At 41.9% G+C, this 16,649-nt stretch carries 18 protein-coding genes and 1 tRNA gene; 7 read left to right on the top strand and 12 right to left on the bottom strand.

Going from position 1 to position 16,649, the window contains the following annotated elements; genetic code table 11:
• Positions 1 to 1,052: 1,052 nt before the first annotated feature.
• The 4 genes from LC574_RS02990 to petC all read right to left on the bottom strand — a co-directional run bounded on the left by LC574_RS02990 (position 1,053) and on the right by petC (position 3,731).
• Positions 1,053 to 1,520, bottom strand: a complete 468-nt coding sequence (locus tag LC574_RS02990) for a type II toxin-antitoxin system YhaV family toxin (protein ID WP_229451442.1) — start codon at positions 1,518 to 1,520, stop codon at positions 1,053 to 1,055.
• Positions 1,520 to 1,840, bottom strand: coding sequence for a hypothetical protein (locus tag LC574_RS02985; RefSeq protein WP_229451441.1), 321 nt, complete (start codon positions 1,838 to 1,840; stop codon positions 1,520 to 1,522). The genes LC574_RS02990 and LC574_RS02985 overlap by 1 nt, the downstream gene beginning before the upstream one ends.
• A gap of 236 nt (positions 1,841 to 2,076) precedes the next feature.
• Entirely contained in the window at positions 2,077 to 3,078 is a 1,002-nt protein-coding gene (gene petA, locus LC574_RS02980) for a cytochrome f (protein ID WP_229451440.1), read from the bottom strand.
• A 113-nt stretch (positions 3,079 to 3,191) separates the two neighbouring features.
• Positions 3,192 to 3,731, bottom strand: coding sequence for a cytochrome b6-f complex iron-sulfur subunit (gene petC / locus LC574_RS02975; protein WP_229451439.1), 540 nt, complete (start codon positions 3,729 to 3,731; stop codon positions 3,192 to 3,194).
• Positions 3,732 to 3,959: 228 nt separating this feature from the next.
• On the opposite strand from petC, the gene LC574_RS02970 reads away from it, so the two are divergent.
• Positions 3,960 to 4,268: a DUF3067 family protein gene (locus LC574_RS02970; RefSeq protein ID WP_109011578.1), complete on the top strand. Its 309-nt coding sequence runs from the start codon at positions 3,960 to 3,962 to the stop codon at positions 4,266 to 4,268.
• Positions 4,269 to 4,450: 182 nt separating this feature from the next.
• Positions 4,451 to 5,239, top strand: a complete 789-nt coding sequence (locus tag LC574_RS02965; protein ID WP_229451438.1) for a DUF4058 family protein — start codon at positions 4,451 to 4,453, stop codon at positions 5,237 to 5,239.
• A gap of 39 nt (positions 5,240 to 5,278) precedes the next feature.
• On the opposite strand, the gene tatC is transcribed toward LC574_RS02965, so the two are convergent.
• Positions 5,279 to 6,073, bottom strand: a complete 795-nt coding sequence (gene tatC / locus LC574_RS02960) for a twin-arginine translocase subunit TatC (RefSeq protein WP_229451437.1) — start codon at positions 6,071 to 6,073, stop codon at positions 5,279 to 5,281.
• Between the two features lie 424 nt (positions 6,074 to 6,497).
• Here tatC and LC574_RS02955 point away from each other — a divergent pair, with 424 nt between their 5' ends.
• Positions 6,498 to 6,728: a hypothetical protein gene (locus LC574_RS02955; protein WP_229451436.1), complete on the top strand. Its 231-nt coding sequence runs from the start codon at positions 6,498 to 6,500 to the stop codon at positions 6,726 to 6,728.
• Between the two features lie 974 nt (positions 6,729 to 7,702).
• Here LC574_RS02955 and LC574_RS02950 read toward each other — a convergent pair.
• Together LC574_RS02950 and murA are read right to left on the bottom strand one after the other, a co-directional pair.
• A complete protein-coding gene (locus LC574_RS02950; RefSeq protein WP_229451435.1) occupies positions 7,703 to 8,581 on the bottom strand; it encodes a M48 family metallopeptidase in 879 nt (292 codons plus the stop codon).
• Positions 8,582 to 8,800: 219 nt separating this feature from the next.
• The gene (gene murA, locus LC574_RS02945) at positions 8,801 to 10,168 is read right to left on the bottom strand and encodes a UDP-N-acetylglucosamine 1-carboxyvinyltransferase (protein WP_229451443.1); all 1,368 of its coding nucleotides are present in this window, start codon (positions 10,166 to 10,168) and stop codon (positions 8,801 to 8,803) included.
• 392 nt (positions 10,169 to 10,560) lie between these two features.
• Here murA and LC574_RS02940 point away from each other — a divergent pair.
• Positions 10,561 to 10,642, top strand: a tRNA-Leu gene (locus tag LC574_RS02940).
• A gap of 93 nt (positions 10,643 to 10,735) precedes the next feature.
• The gene (locus LC574_RS02935; protein ID WP_229451434.1) at positions 10,736 to 11,533 is read left to right on the top strand and encodes an RNA methyltransferase; all 798 of its coding nucleotides are present in this window, start codon (positions 10,736 to 10,738) and stop codon (positions 11,531 to 11,533) included.
• Here the strand turns inward: LC574_RS02935 and LC574_RS02930 are convergent.
• The 3 genes from LC574_RS02930 to LC574_RS02920 form a co-directional block, all read right to left on the bottom strand.
• Complete coding sequence (locus tag LC574_RS02930) at positions 11,530 to 11,787, bottom strand: hypothetical protein (RefSeq protein WP_229451433.1); 258 nt, start codon at positions 11,785 to 11,787, stop codon at positions 11,530 to 11,532. The two genes, LC574_RS02935 and LC574_RS02930, sit on opposite strands and share 4 nt — an antisense overlap.
• Before the next feature lie 340 nt (positions 11,788 to 12,127).
• The gene (locus LC574_RS02925; RefSeq protein WP_229451432.1) at positions 12,128 to 12,553 is read right to left on the bottom strand and encodes a thioesterase family protein; all 426 of its coding nucleotides are present in this window, start codon (positions 12,551 to 12,553) and stop codon (positions 12,128 to 12,130) included.
• 159 nt (positions 12,554 to 12,712) lie between these two features.
• Positions 12,713 to 12,961: a hypothetical protein gene (locus LC574_RS02920; protein WP_229451431.1), complete on the bottom strand. Its 249-nt coding sequence runs from the start codon at positions 12,959 to 12,961 to the stop codon at positions 12,713 to 12,715.
• Positions 12,962 to 13,722: 761 nt separating this feature from the next.
• Here LC574_RS02920 and LC574_RS02915 point away from each other — a divergent pair.
• Positions 13,723 to 14,037 (top strand): S-layer protein, encoded by a 315-nt coding sequence (locus LC574_RS02915; protein WP_229451430.1) that lies wholly within the window; start codon positions 13,723 to 13,725, stop codon positions 14,035 to 14,037.
• 104 nt (positions 14,038 to 14,141) lie between these two features.
• Here LC574_RS02915 and LC574_RS02910 read toward each other — a convergent pair whose 3' ends face one another.
• Together LC574_RS02910 and aroB are read right to left on the bottom strand one after the other, a co-directional pair.
• Complete coding sequence (locus LC574_RS02910) at positions 14,142 to 14,720, bottom strand: Uma2 family endonuclease (RefSeq protein WP_229451429.1); 579 nt, start codon at positions 14,718 to 14,720, stop codon at positions 14,142 to 14,144.
• A 294-nt stretch (positions 14,721 to 15,014) separates the two neighbouring features.
• The gene (aroB, locus tag LC574_RS02905) at positions 15,015 to 16,127 is read right to left on the bottom strand and encodes a 3-dehydroquinate synthase (RefSeq protein ID WP_229451428.1); all 1,113 of its coding nucleotides are present in this window, start codon (positions 16,125 to 16,127) and stop codon (positions 15,015 to 15,017) included.
• 233 nt (positions 16,128 to 16,360) lie between these two features.
• Here aroB and petL point away from each other — a divergent pair, with 233 nt between their 5' ends.
• Positions 16,361 to 16,456: a cytochrome b6-f complex subunit PetL gene (gene petL, locus LC574_RS02900; RefSeq protein ID WP_109007553.1), complete on the top strand. Its 96-nt coding sequence runs from the start codon at positions 16,361 to 16,363 to the stop codon at positions 16,454 to 16,456.
• Positions 16,457 to 16,649: the final 193 nt, after the last annotated feature.

Below are 16,649 nucleotides of genomic sequence, written 5' to 3'. Positions count from 1 at the left end.
GTAGGGATTACATATCAAAAAGAGGGTGGGTCATACCACCCTCTGCTAACTAAAACATCTAGCCTCGAATTAAGCAAGAGGTTTGTCGATTACTCGGAAATTAACTTTGATGGAATGACGAAAAGCTCATACATTAAAAATTATTCCGGCACAAGTCTTGTAAAAACAACACGAATAGGGTATAATATTATATTTTATTTATGATGCTATGAAACGCAAATGTAGATTTGTAAATTTGTTTTTTAGTGTTTACCTAAACACTAAATTAATATAGCATACCAATGTAATTTAGTTACAAAAACATCTTTTGAACTTAAGCAGTTATGAGCAAGCTGAATCGCCGCAACTTATTCCCCTTAAGCTAGAAAACTAGAATATCCATGCTTTATAAGGTTAAATTACTTCAAATGAGCCTGTCTAGGTCATGAGAAACTAGATAATCTAGAAGCTTGGCTCGATAGCTAACAATCAAATATGATTGTGATGACTAGGAGATCAGGAAATCAGCAAAGTTAACTAAAGCTTGAATCGTGTAACTAAATTACATTTAGAAGCTCATATTCATAGTTTCTAGTTCAAAGGCTTCGCTAATAGATTGATATTTTGTATTTTTTCTCAAACATTTGGTTATTCGGAATAGTAGGTTGGGTAGAGCGACAGCGAAACCCAACAAAGTCTTGATAATGTTGGGTTTCGTTCCTCAAGCCAACCTACGCCAGTTAGAATTTTTAGCCTTAACTCAACGAGGGCTAGATTCAATTTAGCACTTGAAAAGCACTTGGCGGGAACCATCGATCTCTAAGGTTGCCTTTCCAGATAAAATAAAGAAAAACTGGTGCCGCAGCTACGCCCGTCGTAGACATCGCTGGTGATAGTGTCTAACTTCTGAAGTTATTGGTGGCATAAGTTCATAAATCACACTCAACTGTGGTTGTTTAACAATACGCCAGCCATGACAATTATTACTTTATAGATAATGCTCAACAGTTTCTTTGCTAATGATTTGACGTGTGCTTTAAGTTTCGCTAATGTTAGCTGTATTTAATCGCTGCTTAATCTTCGTTTTTATCATCAGAATCTTCTAACTCACATTCTGCAAGCAGATTATCGATACTTTCAGGAAAATCCCCATTCTCTACTTTTTTGCTAAAAACTTGATAACAATCTTTTTTATCGCCTTCCTTTCGAGGAAAACCTAACCAAAGAATAATAATAATTTTTTGTTCTTTGAATGCTCTAAAGAATAATCTATATCTTTCAGGTAGCCCCATTTTTTTGAGACGACTATATTTTTGCAAAGGTTTTTGCAAAGCAAAATGACTAGCAAAAGGGTCTTGAGGAATTTTTTCTTTAATTCCAATATTCAATGCTTTTAATAATTTGACATCTGAATGTGTAATAAATTCTTCTTTAGGTAACTCATTTTTTAAAACACGAACCCTATTACGCAATTCTACCCATTGTTCGTTAAACAATGGGTAGAAAAAAATCTGCCAACCATTACAAGTGAATGGAGCCATTAATCTATAACTACATCAGCCAGTAAATCATCCATTTCATCGCTCATTTCTTGGGTATAAGGAACGAGCTTAGAAGGGTTTTGCATAGCATCCTTCATGAGAAAGTCAAGAAAAAGGCTCATCATAATGCCCTCATCTCCATCAGCTTCATCAACATTATCAATTTCTAATCTAACTAAGAACGTGTTATCAGATAGCACTTCAATATGGCCTGAAGCATTAGCTAAATGGGGATAATCCTTAGAAAATGCGCGAGGTAAGCGAAATCCATCTTGATTTCCTACCTTTGCATGAGTTATGGGATAACTTTTCATAGCCATGAGCTAATTCCTAAATATGAGAATATCAGGTATTCAAATGCAATACTGAGATATCGTAAATGTGATGTGAGAATTTATCTTTTTGTTATAACAATTATTATAACCTATAAATCAAATATAACAGATTCCAAAAAAGAAGACTATAAGTTAAGTCCTAAATTTCCAGGCTTTGTATAACTCACATTAAAAAAGACAGGCAAGATGCCTGTCCTACAAGTAATGATTTAGCAGAGAATTTAGAAATTCATCTCGGCAGCTTGGACTTTTTCAACTTGCTTCTTCTTCAGCACAAGCATAACTTGGGCTAACATTACAAGAGCGATGAATGCAATCATCCATTGGACTCTAGAGGCGTCTTGCAATACGATTTCTGCATCTTGTTGACCGAAGCCGCCGACATTCGGGTTGCTGGTCAAAGCTTCACCAGTCTTAACTGCTTGCCCCTCGGAAACAAGCAGTTCTGGCCCTAAAGGAATCGTATCAACGACAACATCACCAGATTCAGGTTGGATGTTGACTAGATATTTAACGTTACCGTCTTCATCTTCCTCTTTGGCAATTTTGGTAATTGTGCCAGTAGCAGAAGCATTGTAAACAGCGTTGTTGCTCTTTTCGCCAGTGGGATAAACTTGTCCGCGTCCCCGGTTAGCACCTAAGTGAACTGAATATTTACCGAAGTGGATGTTTTTGTCGGTTGCGGGGTTGGGAGAAAGAACTGGGAAGACGATTTCCTGATACTGTTCACCTGGTAAGGGGCCGACGATGACGACGTTTTCTTTGTCTTCGCTGTAGGATTGGAAAGGAGTGTCGCCAACTTCTTCTTTAAGTTCTTCAGAAAGACGGTCTTCAGGAGCAATCTTAAAGCCTTCAGGTAGCATCAGTACAGCACCGACATTCAAGCCAACCTTAGAACCATCGGCACCAACTTGCTGGGCGCTAAGATCGTAGGGAATTTTCACCACAGCTTTGAATACAGTGTCAGGTAGCACCGATTGGGGAACTTCCACTTCTGCCGGCTTGGCTGCTAGGTGACAGTTGGCACAAACAATCCGCCCTGTTGGTTCGCGGGGGGTTTCGGGATAGGTTTGCTGTGCCCAAAAGGGATAGGCGGCAGCTGATTGGGGAAGGGCTAGATCGCTGGTGAAGTAAAATGTCACAGTAGCGATCGCTATGAGCAATGTTTTTAAAATCGCTCTAGCGCTGCGAGTTAACCTCGCTCTTAAGAAAACATTTCTCATCTCTAATAAGGGCAACGATTGAATTAGTCATTAGTCATTGGTCATTAGTCATTAGTCATTAGTCATTAAGCCCTAAACAAAGGACAAATGACTAAGGACTAAGGACAAAATGATTAAGCCCACCAAGCTGGATCACCGGTGCGGAAGTCGGTTTCAGTCCAAGGGGTCAAAACGATTTTGTCGTCTTTTACACTGGTATGGGCCAAAGGTAAAGACAACGGTGCTGGCCCCCGAACAACCTTACCAGTTTCGTCATACTGGGAACCATGACAAGGACACTTAAACTTGTTCTCTGCAACGTTCCAGGGGACTACACAACCTAAGTGGGTGCAGATGGCGTTAATGCCATAATCTTTGATCGCTTCTTTGCTGTCTACCACAATATAGGTAGGATCTCCCTTTAGCCCTTGGACTAGGTTGCGATCGCCTGCATTCCGGTTTTCTAGAAATTTAGTGACGCTAACATCGTTACCTAGCTCGTCTTTTGCCGTTACACCGCCACCAGCACCACCAGTTGCGGGTGGAATAAAGTAGTTGACAACGGGATACAATGCACCCAGAGCCACTCCAGTGACAGTCCCAAAAGTGAGCAGATTCATGAACTGACGACGCCCCATATCGGGCACGTCTGCTGATTCAGAAAATTGAGCCATAATCTACGCGCTCTTTGTGTATTTTGTTAAGCATTTTGACAAAAGTACTGTACTTGAGGAACTCTTGTCTAAGTCGAAATGCTAGCGCTCACAACGATGCCATACTTCTTTGTTCCAAGATATATCAAGCATCTTTTCTGTTAGCATTACATTTCTTTATATCCTTATCATACTGGAGTCACGGAACTTAACATCATAACTAAATGTAAAATCTGATTGAGAAAAGCTATGACAGGACAGGAATTACGTCAGATGTTGCTTGATAAGTGGGGATATTCTTATGATGTCCAGTTTCGACGGGCACAGGGAAAGATATTTTTGCAAGTCATGTGGAAATACTTGGAGCAAGCTTCTTTTCCCTTGAGTGAGGCGGAGTACCAAGAGCATCTTGACACCATTGCTAATTATCTTCATGCCTTGGGTGGGTCAACGCAGGTACAAACATATATTACCCAAACACGCGATCGCCCCCGCCTTGGCAAAGCTGTTAGCATTCCTCTCGATTTGGGTGAACGTTCTTCGGAATGGATATTATGACCCAATACAGTTCAGTTAAGCATTTCTTCCTTCTCTCTGCGTCCTTGGCGTCTTGGCGGTTCGTTAACAAAATTGACTTTGTAACACAGTTTTAGCCTTAACTGAACCGTATTGTATTATGACCAAGTTTTTCTTTCTTAATTTAGAATCATCCTAACTCCTCATTTCAGGATAGTAAAACTATGAATTCTCCATTTCCCGGAATGAATCCTTATTTAGAAAATCCTGTGTTTTGGTCAGAAGTACATCATCGATTGATTACAGCTATAGCAGATACTATTGAGGAAAATATTCCCCTACATTATCGAGTTGCAATTGAACGACGTACTTATTTAAGTGATGACTCAGATTCTGTATTAGTTGGTATTCCTGATGTTTCTATTTTTTCTCAACAAAAATCACCGCAGCAATACTCATCAACTACTACACAAGCAGAAACGTCAGAAGGCATGACGGTGATGATACCCTTACCTGAACATGTTACGGAAAATTACTTAGAAATTCGAGAAATTTCTACAGGTTTTGTGGTAACTTCTATCGAAGTTTTATCTCCTAAAAATAAACGCCCAGGCGAAGGTAGAAAAGCGTATGAACTGAAACGTAAACAAGTTTTAGCTAGTCTTTCTCACTTAGTCGAAATTGATTTACTCAGAAGTGGACAAGCTATGTCAATTTTAGGGGAAACTCCTGTAGTAAATTATCAAATTATTGTTAGCAGAAGTGAAACACGTCCTCAAGCTAAATTATACGGATTTAGCGTCAGAGAAACGATTCCCGTATTTCCATTACCGTTACAGTCAGAAGATACAGAACTGATTGTAGATTTGCAATCTTTATTGCATGGTATATACAATCGTGCCAGATATTACTTAGCAATTGATTATAACAAAGAACCAGTACCACCCCTAAAACCAGAAGATGCTGTATGGTCTGATACCTTCTTACGCGAACAAGGGTTAAGGAATAATTAGTAATTGGTAATTGGTTAAGAATTTTTCCTATTCCCTATGTTATTTACCTGTAAGTTTAACCAGTCCAACACCACCGAAATAAAGCCCTAAAACTGCTCCGGCTAAAAGACTTTGAGTCAGAGGGTCAGTAGAAGGTGTAAGCACGGCTCCTAAAACCACTGCTCCCATAATCACGTAACGCCAACCAGAAACCATTCGTTGAGACGAGACAATGTTCAAATTACCTAGCAACAGTTGGATAATCGGAATTTGAAATGCTAAACCAGTGCTGAATAACAGTAGCAGCACAAATTCAAAATATTTATCAATTGACCAAAGTTGTTCAACAACATCTGCTCCGTAGCTGATGAAAAATTTCAACGCTGCGGGAATCAAGAGTAAATAGGCAAATACTAACCCAGCCGCAAACAGCACACTCGAACCCAAAACCACAGGCCCCAGTATACGGCGTTCACGGCGAGTCAGTCCTGGAAGCACAAACTGGATAATCTGGTAAAGAATGAAAGGACTAGTAAGTATGAGGCCAGTGTAGGCTGCAACTTTGACGGAGACAAAGAAATACTCTCCGGGTGCAAGTTGGAGAAATTTTACTCCTTGTGCAGGAACCTCAAGTAGCTGCACAATTGGCTTAACGGCAAAGAAACAGCCGATAATACCCACGGCTACGGCAATCAGCGAATAGAAAATGCGCTGCCGCAACTCTTCTAGGTGGTCGAAAAGGGACATTTCAACTTCACCTGGCAACTCATCCAGAGGATCGGTGTCGGAGTTGCCATATTCTTCTGGGTCGATGTTGGGAACGTTTACAGTATCTACGTCTTGTGAAGGCGTCACGTCGCTTCGCTCCGAATTCAAAATTCAAAACTTGTACTGAGCTTGTCGAAGTATTCAAAATTAACAATACCCTAAATTTATTTATGGGCTTGTATCTTTTTTTGTTGGTCATTGACCATTGCCGTGACTCAGCACTCTTCATTATTTTATCTGGGGAATGCAGCTAGCAAGATATGTTTTTCAGTGCTGTGGGTTTTTTGTCCTGTTTTTTTGGGTTGCATCTGCATAAATTAGTAGTAAGCCATCTTGTAGGCAATGTTTAACCTAAAAAAAGAGTGGAACCGATAATTTAGAAATTACGTCTCTGCGGCTAGCGCTGAGTAAATTGACACAACATCATAACAATACTCAGTTTGGAAATCCGGTTCATCAAGGTCGTATCTATACATACATAGCGTAATCGGAAATTTTTAGCTGAGGTTTTATGAATCTGACAATTTGCATTGGACTGATGGCATTGCCTGTGTATTTATACAATGCTCAACTAGGCAATACTTATAGTATTGACGTGTCAATTGTCGAAAACCAGCTTCCCGTAATAACTGCTCTAGTTGTTCACAACACAAATTCTCAGTTAGATAAATTCCCGTGGCAAATATCGGCTAGAGATGACCAAACCGAAGATTGTCTTCGCGCTGGTACTTGCAGAGATTGATACTAATGCGTAATTCGTAATTCGTAATACTTCGGCTACGCCCTTCTCTACGAGAGGCTGCGCCAACGGCTACGCTCAGGACAAGCTCAGTACAAGTTCGTAATTCGTAATTTCATCATAATACGGAGAGAGTTAATGGTTGGAGGAAATCAGCGCACAGTAGTAATTACAGGAGCATCAACAGGATTTGGGCTGGAACTTTCCGACTTGTTTCTACTTCTCCCAATGGTTGTAACAATTCTTTAAGATAGTCTTTGGCGAATTGGTCGTAAGGAAACCTGGTCATTAGCTGATTTTATGGCTGTACCAGCATTTTACATCACACTGAATCGCCCACAGCTTGCCTAAAGAATTCTAGCAAGTGCGATCGCATGAGCGAATTATCAAAGTATTATAAGTTGATGCGCGTCTAGATTGTACATTGCAATTGTTAAGACACTCATGCAGTCAATGGTCATCTGTCATTTTAAATACAAATGACTAATACTTCGACTACGCCCTTACTTCGACGCCGCCTTTCGGCTACGCTCAGGACAAGCTCAGGACAAGCTCAGTACAAGTGACTTTTGACTAATGACAACCCTCATGAGTAAATATACAATTTTATTTGCGTAACAGCTTACAGCTATTTTCAGGTAAATAGACCACGCGGTAGGGGCACAGCATTGCTCATACGTGTCAACTTAAGCTAAAAGTAGCTTAACTGAAAGCTTCCTCACCCGCCTCGAACTAAAGTTCAAGGCTCATAGCTAAAGTCTACTGAAGTAGACTAAAGATTTTTCAGATTATTTAGTCATCAAAAGATGACTTTCGCTATTAGCAAGGAACTTTAGTTCCTTGCGGGACATAGCTTTTACGTTAAGTTGACACCAATGAGCATTTCTGTGCCCCTACAACAGATGTGGTTCAAATACATGAAAACTGCTGTAAGCTAAAACACATCTAATTTACATAACCAAATTTCGTTAGTGGCTCTACCAGTTTCGCCATCCGGCTTTGGGTGCTACTTCATTGCTTGTAGACTTGAATCCATGACTTTGGATTAAAGATTGATATTCTGTACTACTTGCCCAACGGTCAATTTCTCGCGCCCGCAGCACTGGCACTGGATGGGTTAATTGGGCTGTGCGGGCAGCTTTGACCATTTCACCTAATTCAGTCTTGCTAATATCATCGTAAGCGCGGGCTTGGGCAACAAAGGCATCAAGATTCAGTTGTGGTGCTAAGGTGGGGGAACCACCCGCCAGCTTCATCAATACTGACATGACAACTTTGGGGTCTTGAGTTGCTAGTAATGCGGCGCGATCGCAGGTAAACTCAGCACAGCGTACCCATTCTAAAAGTTGTGCCTGTATCGCTTGAGCAAGGAAAGTTCCAACATTGGGCACAATCGCCGCAGCTAATATTAATAAATTTACAGGAGTCAAATAAACGCTATGGTCACATTTGAGATGCCCCAACTCGTGGGCAATTACTGCCTGTATTTCCTCTAGTGTGAGGATATCAATCAGGGATGTGTGTAACACAACAAAGGGCTGCTTACCCCGCACAGCAAAAGTATAGGCGTTGGGAGCCGGATGTTGCCGGACGTACAACTGGGGAGGCTCTATATCCAGAATTTTACAAGCATCTAACAACAGCTTGTATAAATCGGGCAGTTGCTTTTCACCCACCAGAACGCTGGAGGCAATATTTTCCACATAAAAAACCTGCTCTGCCATTGGCCCAAGCCAATTTCGCACCAACATATCTATGCCTGGTATTTGCTTGAGCGTTTTGGTAGCTTCCAGGTCTAATGGATGACGAAATGAGTCAGCTTTTAAACCAATTAGCGGGGTTTTAAAGAAGGACATAGTGCAGCAAGCTATAAAAAAACACAACTATGGAATCTGGCTGGTTAGATAAACAGCCATCCACAGTTAGTATAACGATTTAACTAAGCTGGGCAGGGGGAGATAGGGGAGATGGGGGAGAAAATTTTACCTCATCCCCCTCATCCCCCTCATCCCCCTCATCCCCCTCATCCCCCTCATCCTCCTCATCCTCCTTGTCCGGGTGTTAGTCTCAACCGATCAACTTGACAGGCTACTGATGGTGGGAGCGATTTCTGAATCTGCTGATGCTTCGCCCACGCGGAGGATTTTAGCGCCCAATTGCTGCAACTTCACATCAAGTCGATCATAGCCGCGATCGAGGTGCTGTAATCCTTGAATTGTAGTTTTTCCTTCCGCCGCCAGTCCTGCTATGACCAGCGCTGCCGATGCTCGTAAGTCTGTACCTAATACTGGTGCGCCAGACAATTTCGGTACTCCCCGAACGAAAGCAGCGTTGCCTTTGACACGAATATCTGCCCCCAAGCGATTCAACTCTGAGGCATGACGCAAGCGATTTTCAAAGACAGATTCGTTAATCACGCTGTCGCCTTCTGCCAATGTCAGCAAAGACATGAACGGTGCTTGCATATCTGTGGGAAAACCTGGATGGTATTGAGTTTCAATATCCGTTGCCTTGAGGGTTTCTGCTGGCAGAATGTGTAAGCATTCAGGATTTTCCTCAATTATGGCCACCCCAATATCCCGCAGCTTGGCAATCACTGGTATAAGATGTTCTGGAGCCACTGGTGAGAGAAGAAGTTCGGAACGGGTAATTGCTGCTGCTAGCAAAAACGTCCCGGCCTCAATGCGATCGGGAATGATACTGTAGTCAACAGAATGCAACTTGGGGACTCCTTCGATAATAATCCTGCTAGTCCCCGCCCCCTTAATCTTCGCTCCCATCGCGTTACAGAAGTTAGCTAAATCAACTACTTCCGGTTCTCTGGCAGCATTTTCGATGATCGTTTCGCCCTCTGCTAGGGTAGCCGCCATCATCAAGTTTTCCGTCGCTCCAACACTGGCGATGTCTAAGTAAATCTTCGCACCTTTTAATCTCCGGCTGCTGCCAGGAACGTAGGCATTACAAATGCCATGCTCAATCTGCACCTCAGCCCCCATTGCTTGCAGTCCCCGAACATGCAAGTCAACTGGTCTTGCCCCAATAGCACAACCACCTGGTAAAGGCATCTGCGCTACTCCCAATCTTGCCAGAATGGCACCAATGGCGAAGAAACTCGCCCTCAATTGGGTAACTAGTTCGTAGGGAGCTTTGGATGTTTTAATTTCGCTGGCGTTGATGTCTAAAATATCGCCTTGCCGCGTTAATCGGACACCCAAAGCCGATAACACCTGACCCATCCGCTCTACATCCGCCAATAAGGGGACATTGCGGATACGACAATCGCCCGGGCACAGCAAGGCTCCAGCCATGATTACCAGTGCTGCATTTTTTGCCCCGCTAATTTTCACATGACCTCGCAAACGATGCCCACCCCAAATTTGCAAGACTGAGGAGTCTGCTTCTGGAGCAATTTTGACATCTGGTAAGCTGGTAGAAGGATTAATAAGTCTACCTCCAAAAGTAATACGTATTTTATATGTTTGAAGTTGGTTTTGATTCTACAGTAAAGATTCAATTTGTCCACGTTTTAGAGCAACATCTTGCATGAAAAAATTGTTTTTTGGTGAGAACTACAGGCTGTAAACCAGCAACAGCAAGTCTTTTGAGCTTTTAAAAGATTTAGCAAAAATGAACGAATCAGTAGTAGTTTTAAGCTAAATTAAATACTCAGTAAAATAACTTAAGGTTCTCTAAAAATCAATGCTGTACTGTTGAGTTAATATTTTGATTCGACCTAATACCGTGAAAAACTCGTTTCCAGTTTAAGCCTCTTAAACGAAGCGTTATGTTTTGACTTGACAAAGGCAAAAAAATACGCAATGATATAAAATTGCCAGCGGAACTGGCGGAATTGGCAGACGCGCTAGATTCAGGTTCTAGTGCCGCAAGGCTTCCGGGTTCAAGTCCCGGGTTCCGCATATTATTAAGTTAGGAGTTAGAAGTTAAGAGTTATGAGTTGAAAGAAAACTAAATTAACTCCTAAATCCTAATTCCTAACTCCTAACTTTTTGATGTTGACCAGTTTACAAAATTCTCTAGTCAAGCAAATCCGCAAACTCCACTCCACCAAGGAGCGGCACAAGCAGCAGTTATTTTTATTAGAAGGGACGCACCTGTTAGAGGAAGCTTGTGCGGTAAATTATTCACTAGAAACACTGTGTTGTACTCCAGATTGGCAAGCAGCCCACCCCTCACTTTGGGAAGAAGCTTGTAACCGATGCGATCGCGCCGAAATTGTCAGTAGAGAAATTTTGGATGCGATCGCTACTACAGTCCAACCGGATGGTGTGGTTGCAACGGCAAAACGAAGCGTTAGCCAAACTCAACTACCCTTTACTGGTACAATGCTAGCTTTAGAAACGGTACAAGATCCCGGCAACCTGGGTACGATGATTCGCACTGCTGCTGCTGCTGGAGCATCAGGGTTATGGGTAAGTGGAGATAGTGTAGATTTAGACAGCCCCAAAGTTCTCCGGGCTTCAGCAGGGCAATGGTTTCGCCTACCAACAGCGGTAACCGAAGATTTAAAAGCTACAGTACAACAAAGTCAGCAGGCAGGAATGCAGGTAGTGGCAACCTTACCCAGTGCGACTTTAACTTATTGGGAAGTGGACTGGCGCAAACCCAGTCTGATTTTACTGGGAAATGAAGGTGCTGGATTGTCAGCAGATTTAGCAGCGATCGCAGACAGGCAAGTAAAGATTCCTTTAAGTCCTGGGGTGGAATCATTGAATGTGGCGATCGCAGCTGCTTTAATGTTGTACGAAGCTCGGCGGCAAATAAGTCAAGAGTTAGGAGTTAGGAGTTAAAACTTTTCTTCAGTTTTTGTTATTTCTTCGAGATATTTTTCAATATCAGCGACTGCGTCCTCAAGAGCCGTTAAATCAATATCTGTCAAGTCTTGATCGAATTCGACTTCACTGAGACTACTAGTATGCAGTTGTGCTTGGGGGATTTCTTCATCCTCAGTTGAACTTTCTTGTAAGATATCCTCCAACTGATCGAGGGATTCTTGAAACACTTGATCGGCGACACGGCGCTGTTGTGGCTGACTTTGCTCCATAATATTGACTTAAAAATCCTGATTTACTAAGCTAATTTTGATTGCAGTTCCTACAAATTTAAATTTTGCACTTATAACATCATAGTTGTGTATTCTTGATCGTCAGCATTACTGGGGAAAAAGTTAAACCGCAACGCAAGAGTCATTAGTCATTAGTCATTAGTCATTTGTCATTTGTCATTTGTCATTTGTCATTTGTCTAAGAGAAAGCACGCCCACTCTTTAGAGGTTGGTTTTTTTCGCCTAGAAGGGGCGAGGTATGTACTAAAAACTCTTTATCAATCATTTATTTTTCATTATAATAATTAAGATTTGTTAAATGGCGAATAACAAACCATTTTTAGCTTGTAACACCTGGGCTTTGGATTTGCAAAAATTTGTCTAACATAACACTGGGAATTGGTCGTGGGCGCATTGTCTGTACATCCACCCAAACCCATAGCGCCTCTGCTGTTATTAACAAATTATCTTGGTTTTGTTTACGAATTTCGTAGCATCGCAAGGCACGAGTCCCGCGCATTTCCTTCAACCAGGTAGTGACTTCTAGGGTATCGCCTGCCACTGCTGGGCGTAAATAGTCAATTTCTACCCGCCGCATCACAAATACGCCACCTACTTGGCGATATACATCCAGAGTTAAGCCCAGGTATTCTGAGTGTTCAATGGCTGCTTGTTCTAAATAATTTTGGTAGACGGCGTTATTTACATGCCCAAGGGCGTCCATCTCATAGTGTCGGACGCGTAGCAGAGTTTTGAACGGTAGCATAGTTTAGTTGGTAGTGCGGCGCTGTTGTTTACATTTCTCTATATTAGTTTTTCTATTTCAGTGCCTTTACCATCTCGTGCGTAGGCATAGCCCGTCGTAGACATCGCCTGTTCGCGTTCAGCGCGAGTAGTAATTTTTAATGGCTCAACCACCTTGATTTTATATGGCTCTGCGCTCTTGAGGGGCACACCAGTGAGCTATTAGTTCAATTCGTGCTTGCTGGATTAATTCCAAAACTTGTGATTGATTACAACCATAGATAGATGCTAACAATTCCTCACCTTGTTTTTTTGCATCGTCAGCTGATGCACCAAAGGTCATGATTTCTTCGTCTTGGTTGGCTGTAATTCTCTCAACTGGAATGATACAGATATATTGCGGTTCATTATGTCTTATTTGTTGCACCATTATTTACCTGCCATTTCACTGTTAATTGTGTCTATTTTCAAGTCTAGATAAATCACGAGTAAAAGCGAAACATAGTCAAGATTTAAGTAGTTTGTGATTTGAAACACTAACTTTTATACCTAATTAAGATAACGTTAAGAATTTTCTCAAAATCGCCAAATTTTTTAGTGTAAACAGTTACGTGTGGGACAATCAAGTTAAGCATCAACAAATATCTTTTTGTAAATTTTTGTTTGTTTTTAAAGTGGTAATGCATTGAGACACAGGCATTCGCGTATGCGTAGCCAGTCGTAAAGATCGGTGTACAGAGTAATTTAAATCTCTGTTGATTAATCTTTAAGAATCAGCAAATAAAGGCTGATACTCCCTAAGATTAACTTTTATTTACTCAATACAGGCTTAATGCATTGAGTCAGTGCAAGTTTAATAAAAATTGGAGGTTATAAAATGGCAATTCGGAATAACTTAGTTACAAATTTCTGGCAAAGAGTACAAAAAGATTCAGTTAGTTGGGGATCGTTAGCTCTTTGGATCAGTGCATTAGTTGTTATGTTAGTAATGCTTACCATGTTTTCTAACGCTTAATCTCAGCAAGTTAGGACTTACGCACGCTCTACGAATTCTTGGCGTTCTTGGCGTCTTGGCGGTTCGATAAATTAAGCCTTTCGGCGATTTTTGCGTAAGTCCTGAAGTTTATTCTAGTTCCTGGGCAACAGCCTGGGAACTAACATAGGGTAGACTTTCATCCCTAAACTCAAATTATGAACTGCAAACTTCTGGCAACAGTCGTAGTGCTAGCTACTACTAGCTTTGTTACCCCTGTTAAATCTCAAGAACCTAGTACCGACACTCCAGCAAAATCGAATCAAGTTTTAAATGCTTGTATCCAAAATCAAGCAGAAACTTTACCGAATCCCTTTAGTGATGTGCCATCAGACCATTGGGCTTTCAAGGCGGTTATGACTATGCACTACTGCGGTGCTTTCCGCAAAGCTACGCCACCAGCTTTATTTCAAAAATTGCAACCAACGAATAACCAACAGCGATCGCAGAAAGAACCGCAGTTTCAAAAATAGGGCGTTGCTGACTAAAGATATAAAAGTTTGAGTAGCAAAAGCCGCCGATTGAAATTTCGATGGACGTTGAGATGAAGAAAATTGTGGTAAATGTAAAAAGTTTACTATTCGGTGTCTAATGGTATTTTCGCCTTTTGAAACACCTGCTCAACAGTAAATTCCAATCCCTCAAATAAAGAATCTTTGAGTAATTCTTCTCCCATATAAGTTTGTGGTGCTGCATCTGGATAAAAAACAGTAATGCTTCTGGCTTTACTATCTAATACCCACACCCGCAACACCTTAGCATCTAAATAGTCTTTGGCTTTAGCTGCCATTTGTCCAAAGGTTTGTCCTGGGGAAATAATCTCAATCACCAAATCAGGAGGAACAGGACAAGCTTCGTTTTCATCCCAGTTGGCGGGTAAACGTTCATAAGAAATGTACAAAATATCTGGAATTGGCATCCAATCTCGCCCCCGACGGGTTAATGCAACAGCCCATTCCGGGCAAACTTCTCCTTTACCCTCACGCGATTGCTCAATCAAATTCAGAAGGACGCGGGTAAGTTTTGCGTGAAAAAATTTTGGTGACATTTTAGGAATTGCTTGACCATCAACAAGTTCATAAGTTATATCTCCCTCACCTGGTGAAAGATTTAAGAACTCTTGCAATGTTAATTGATTCTTGGCTTGGAGTATCATGGATCAATAATTCGTAATTCGTAATTCAAGGACAGAGCAACTAATTTTTATTCTGACTTCTGAATTCTGACCAGAAAGAAAAAGGTACAAGCCCACTTCGGCTACGCTCAGTGCATCGCCTAAATTTATTTATGGAAAAAGAAAAAATGTATTTCGAGACGCTCCGCGCAAGAAATACGGCGTTCGCTGACTCAAGCCCCTAAATTTATTTTGGTGGTTCAAAATGTTTGACTTTTGACTTTTGACTTTTGACTTCCCCGAAGGGGTTGACTCCTGAATTCTTTTTCAAATTGTTCACATTCCCCGCAAAACTTGCCGAATGATATCTGATGGTACCTCATCGGTAACTGTTACTACACCAATCTCTGTTGGTAAAACAAACCGCACTTTCCCCGCTTTGACTTTCTTATCTAATTGCAACGCCTCAATAATTGCTTCAATATCTACCCCAGATGGTAACTGAGTCGGCAAACCTGTTTTTTGAATTAAAGCATTTTGACGTTCTGTGTCTTCCTTTTGCCACATTCCCAATTCCACAGCAATTTGACCGGCTGCTACCATACCAATGGCCACGGCTTCACCGTGATTTACTAGACGATAACCAGTCAAACTTTCCACTGCATGACCGATAGTATGTCCGTAGTTGAGAATCGCCCGCAATCCGCCTTCTTTCTCATCTTTGCTAACAACATCAGCTTTGGCTTGACAAGAACGGATTAATATAGTATTTACCAGGTCAGGTTTTACATAGCGGAGTTGGTCGAGGCGTTTACTTGCTTCCAATTGGGCAAACAATTCGGCATCCCAAATTACACCATACTTAATAACTTCTGCCATTCCTGCGCGAAACTCACGCATAGGAAGAGTTTTCAATACTTCTGGGTCAATCAAAACCAAACGCGGTTGATGAAATGCCCCAATCAAGTTTTTGCCGTGCGGATGATTCACGCCAGTTTTGCCACCAATTGCCGAATCCACCATTGCTAAGAGAGTTGTAGGCACTTGGACAACATTAATGCCGCGTAGCCAAGTTGCGGCTGCAAAGCCAGTCATATCGCCAATTACACCTCCGCCCAAAGCCACCATAGTCGAAGAACGTTCTAGGCGGTTTTCTAAGGCGATATCGTAAAGTTTTTGGATGGAATTGAGGGTTTTGTAGCGTTCCCCTGGTGGTAGGGTGCAGCTAGCAACTTCAAATCCAGCAGATGTCAGGGATGCGATCGCTCTTTCCCCAAAATGCTTAAAAATAGTAGGATTAGAAACCAGTAATACCTTCTTGCCTAGCTTGAGACTGGCCATCTGCTGACCCAGTTGATCTAAACTCGAAGGTGCGTTAGCGTAGCTCACCGAAGGTATCGCAATCTCATAAGACTGCTCTGGTAAATTTACATTAATTAAAGAAGTCATTGCCCAACCCCTAACAAGCGCCTGTGGGTTGTATTCTATCGCAATCTGGGAGTGGGGAGTGGGGAGTGGGGAGTGGGGAGTGGGAGCAGGGGAGGCAGGGGAGGCTGGGGAAGAAATTGACCAATGCCCCATGCCCCATGCCCCATGCCCTATGCCCTATGCCCAATGACAAATGACCAATGCCCAACAACTAATGATTCAATAGATTTAGGAAGTATTGTGGAGAAAAATAAATGTTTGCGATTGCAGCTTACATCGGCTTTTTAGCTTTGTTCTTTGGCTTGGCTGTCGGTCTGCTGTTCGGTTTGCGGACTGCCAAGATAATTTAGCCAAAACTTTTATGGGGCGGGCATCTTACCTGCCCTAAGTTTACTAAGGGACGGGCGAGACATAAATTTATTGATCGAGCGTAAAACCCCATCCCTTTATGGGTGGGGATGTAAGCGAGTCAGAGTCTCTGATACAATACGATTACCTATCTGAGGCATGACATTTCTTGACTGCGGCTTGGTGTGTCGGAGA

The sequence above is a fragment of the Nostoc sp. CHAB 5715 genome (assembly GCF_020829685.1).
Taxonomy (GTDB): Bacteria; Cyanobacteriota; Cyanobacteriia; order Cyanobacteriales; family Nostocaceae; genus Nostoc.
Note: the sequence above shows the minus strand (reverse complement) of the source record. Positions and strands in the feature narration are given on the sequence as shown.